The 4,303-nt window shown below is 69.8% G+C and carries 3 protein-coding genes and 1 pseudogene; 1 reads left to right on the top strand and 3 read right to left on the bottom strand.

Annotated features, from left to right (window positions below; all coding sequences use genetic code 11):
* Nucleotides 1-170 (top strand): hypothetical protein (locus WA944_RS08560; RefSeq protein ID WP_526373056.1); only part of this gene is annotated, 170 nt, incomplete at its 5' end.
* Here the strand turns inward: WA944_RS08560 and WA944_RS08555 are convergent.
* The 3 genes and pseudogenes from WA944_RS08555 to WA944_RS08545 form a co-directional block, all read right to left on the bottom strand.
* The gene (locus tag WA944_RS08555; RefSeq protein WP_526373054.1) at nt 157-1,413 is read right to left on the bottom strand and encodes an alpha/beta fold hydrolase; all 1,257 of its coding nucleotides are present in this window, start codon (nt 1,411-1,413) and stop codon (nt 157-159) included. The two genes, WA944_RS08560 and WA944_RS08555, sit on opposite strands and share 14 nt — an antisense overlap.
* A 107-nt stretch (nt 1,414-1,520) precedes the next feature.
* Nucleotides 1,521-3,056 (bottom strand): GMC family oxidoreductase, encoded by a 1,536-nt coding sequence (locus WA944_RS08550; RefSeq protein ID WP_526373053.1) that lies wholly within the window; start codon nt 3,054-3,056, stop codon nt 1,521-1,523.
* Between the two features lie 41 nt (nt 3,057-3,097).
* A pseudogene (locus tag WA944_RS08545) lies at nt 3,098-4,303 on the bottom strand (AAA family ATPase); the annotation flags it as partial.

The raw sequence follows: 4,303 nt of genomic DNA, 5'->3' as shown, positions 1-4,303 counted from the left end.
AGGCCCGCACCCTGGGCAACGAGCTCGACGAGATGATCTGGGACATCGGCTTCAGCCTGCCGCTGTTCCAGTCACCGGGCAACTTCGCGGTGCGCAGCAACCTGGCCAACTACGGCCCGACCGGTATCGGCGACCTGAACTACACCGCGATCGGCTTCATGAAGGAGTGACCGGCCGCCCGGCGCGGGAGATCGCGTCGGGCACCACGGACTCCGCCTTCGCCGCGATGTTGATCGCGCCGGCGAGCAGCCGCAGGGAAAGGTTCGCCGATAGGGCGTCCAGTTCGGTTGAGAGCGTGGGGAGTTCGTGGATGTCGCCGGAGTACGCGGACTTGCAGATCCGCAGCGCGGCCTGTTCTCGGGTGTCGAGGATGCTGTGACCGGCCGTCGGGAGTTCGACGAGCACTGCGTCGGGGATGAGTTCGGCGACCCGCTGTGCCACGGCCGGTGGCGTGGTCAGGTCACGCCCACCGGAGATCACCGCGGTCGGCCACGAGAAGCCCGGCATGGCGGCCGTCAGATCGTACGGCTCGGCGACGAAATCCGGTTCACCGCAGGCGATCTCGCGGAACGCGACGGCCGGGTCGAGGGGCTCGCCGTCGGGTACCGCACCGTAGTTGAGTTCCCGGTAGGCGATGCGCTCGACGAGGTCCGGCTCATGGTGGTACGGCGTCTGACGCTCAAGCAACAGCCTGGTTCCCAGCCCCACCGCGGCCCACAGCCAGTCGTGACCGGCCAGCAGCAGGTCCAGCTGACGGTCCAGGACCTCCGGGCCCGCGATGCCGTACATGCCTGCGGCCCGCAGCACGGCCGTCGGATCCAGGATGCCGTCGGCAACCAGTCGGCGCACCTTTACCGCCAGGTCCGAGCTCTCCGGGACCAGCCCGTCCCAGAGCACTCGTCGGATCTGTGCCCGGACGTCGTCGATGTCGTCGGCCGAGAGCAACGGCGAGTCCAGCACCATCGTCTGGATCCGTCCGGGGTGACGCACCCCGAGGCATGCTGCCAGATACGTGCCGTAGGACGTGCCGTACACGGTCGCCGAATCGACCTGGGCGTCGTCGAGCACGGCGGCGATGTCGTCGACCGCCGCGTCGACGGTCAGCGCCTCCGGGGGCAGGTCAACGCCGTCGTCGTCGTGACGGGACAGGCCGACCCCGCGGTGCTCGACCATGATGACGTCGAGCCCCTCGACCGCAGCGTGGCGCCGAAACGCCCGGTAGAGCGCCACCGATGCCGCTCCGGGCCCGCCCGGGACGACGACCAGCGGATGGGCGGATTTGCGGCCGGTCCGCACGTAGTAGAGGTCGAACTCACGGTCGCCGCCACGCTCGACCGGCCTGCGGACTGGGCGCACACCGGCCAGTGCGGCGAGCTTGTCGTGCGCTCGGCGCCGCGAGGCGTTCATCGTCATCACGTTCATTGTGCCGTTGCGCATTCTCAGCGCACTCGCCGGCCGCGAAGGTGCGCTCGATGTCCGCGGCTGACGGCGCGTCGGCGTGCAGACGCGCGCGCTCGCGGTCAGGAGGTGATGAGGTCGGCGGCCTTCTCGCCGATCAACACGGTCGGTGCGTGGGTGTGGCCACGGATGATCGACGGCATCACCGACGCATCGGCCACCCGCAGCGCCTTCACACCGCGGACCCGCAGCTCGGGATCGACGACGCTGGCGTCGTCGCGGCCCATCCGGCAGGTGCCGACCGGGTGATAGAGCGTGTGCGACAGCGATTCCATTGCCCTGACCAGGGTTTCGTCGTCGAGCGTGGTGGCGTCCAACGGGCGGGCGATTCTGCCGATGGTCCCCCGCAGCGCCGGGGCGCGGGCGATGTCGGCGCACACCCGCAGGCCCGCCATCAGCGCTTCGCGGTCCGCCCCCGCGTCGTCGGTCAGGTACCGGGGGTCGACCAGTGGCTTGTCGTGCGGGTCGGCGGTACGCAGCGTGATCCTGCCCCGGCTCTGCGGTTTGAGCAGGATGGGACCCATCACGACGGCGTGGCCGACATAGGGGTCGCCGATCCCCTCGTCGAAATAGGGTGCGGGAGCGAAGATCAGCTCGAGATCCGGGAGCTCCAGATCCGGCCGGCTCTTGATGAAGCCGTAGGCCTCTCCGACGTTCGAGGTGAGCATTCCGCGCCGCCGCACGAAGTAGTTGAGCAGCTCCAATGGCTTCTGCGCCGCGAACAGCGAGTCGTGGGGGACGTCGAAGCCCAGCGGGATGACGAGGTGATCGATCAGGTTGGCGCCCACTTCCGGCGAGTGCGCGACGCCGACGATGCCGTGGCGGGTGAGTTGATCGTTGTCACCGATCCCGGAGAGCATCAGCAGTTGTGGGGTGTTGATCGCCCCGGCACACAACACCACCTCGCGGCGTGCGGTGACCACGGTGCGGCCGTCTTTGCCGTCGAACTCGACGCCGATCGCGCGGTCGCCGGCGAACACCACCCGCGTCGCCGCGGCCTCGGTGAGCACCCGCAGGTTCTTACGTTTGCGGATGGGCTTGAGGTAGGCGTCCGCGCTGCTCCACCGGGCGCCCCGGCGCTGGGTGACACGGGTCTCGCAGAAGCCTTGTGGCTGCGCCTGGTTCGGCTCCTCGACGGGATATCCGCATTCCTGCGCCGCGGTCAGCCAGGCTGCGGTCGACGCCCGCGGGCTGCGTTGGCGTGAGATGACCAGTGGCCCGGATTCGATGCGCCGCAGGTACGGCTCGAGGTGGGCGTGGTCCCATTGCTCGCCGGCGTGTTCACCCCACTCGTCATAGTCGGCGGCGAACCCACGCACCCACATCATCGCGTTCATCGAGGACGACCCGCCGAGCATCTTGCCGCGGGGCCAGTAGATCCGGCGTCCGCCGAGGCCCCGTTGCGGTTCGGTCAGGTAATTCCAGTCCAGCGGGCCCCGCATCAATTGGGCGAAGCCGGCAGGGATGTGGACGAACTTGTCCTTGTCCCGGCGGCCCGCCTCGAGCACGGTGACCCGGACGGAGGGATCGGCACTGAGGCGGTTGGCCAGGACAGCGCCGGCAGAGCCTGTTCCCACGATGACGTAATCGGCGTCCACGAGCGGAAGTCTAGGGGCCGGCCCCACAGAGGCCGACGGTTTCAGGCGGTGAGCTCGATGTGCTGGGCGCAGCGCACCCCGGCGTAACGCTGTGGGCTGCACGTCAGGATGATGACCTGGCCGTCGGTAGAGACCGCGTCGAACACCTCGGCCATCTTCGTCAGCCGTTCGGCGTCGGTGAACCCGAGCGCGTCGTCGATCACCACCGGCACGCTGTCCTCCTTGGCGACCAGGACGGCACCGGCCAGTCGGGCGACGATGCCCAGTTGCTCCTTGGCTCCCCCCGACAGCGACTCATAGGGCACGGTGCGCCCCGACAGGGTGCGGCCCTCGATGCACAGCTTGCTGTCGATGTCGACCTCGAAGCTCTCGCCGAACACGATGCGGCCCAACCGCTCCACCTCGTCGCGGAACGGGTCGACGTAGCGCAGCCGCATCGCGTCCCGGTGGCGACCCATGACAGTGCGGAGCAGCTGCGCGGCCCGGGCGCGGCGTTGCACTCGCTGATACTCGCCCTCTGCGTGCTCGCGTTCGGCCTCCGCGGTGTCCAGCCGGCCTTTGCGCCCCTCGGTGCCGTAGACCTTCAACTGAGCGGCGACCTCGCGCAGCTCCTCGGCGGCCCGGTCGCGGCGGGTCTTAATGCCGGCGGCAGCCCGCTCTGCGTCCTCGAGTTCGGCGGCGACCGCCGCCGGTTGGTGGCCGGCCAGTTCGGCGTCCAGCCGGGCGACCAGAGCCAGCGCTTTCGCCGACACCTCAGCCTCGGTCTCGGCCTTGACCGCCAGCTCGTCGTCGCCGGCGGCCTGTCGCTGCGTGGCGAGCCGCTGTCCCGCGGCGGTCAGCTCCGTCTGCGCGGCCTGCAGCTTCTCCTTGGCGCGAGCCGCACGCATTCCGCGCTCGGCGAGCAGCTTGGCCGCCTCTTCGGCGACCTTGCGGTGGGTCTCACAGTCCCGGACGGTCTGCTGATGCGCCGAGGTGGCCGCCTCGAGTTCGACGTGCACCGCGGCAGGCTCCTGGGGGCCGGCTGCCGCCCGGTCCCATAGACCGTCCTCGGCGGGCATGCGGGCCTGCAGCTGCGACAACCGCGACCGTAGGTCCTCGAGGGTGTCTTCTGCGGTGAGCGCACCGAGGACGGATCGCAGCCGTTCCACGGCATGGTCCAAGCTGCGGCGTTGTTCGTCGAGGGTGCGCGCTGCGGCGACGTCGGCGACGCCGGCCTGCTGCAGCGCGGCCGCCAGGTTCGCCTGGGC

The sequence above is a fragment of the Mycobacterium sp. genome (assembly GCF_049683355.1).
Classification (GTDB): domain Bacteria; phylum Actinomycetota; class Actinomycetes; order Mycobacteriales; family Mycobacteriaceae; genus Mycobacterium.
This window is presented reverse-complemented; position numbering and strand designations above follow the sequence as displayed.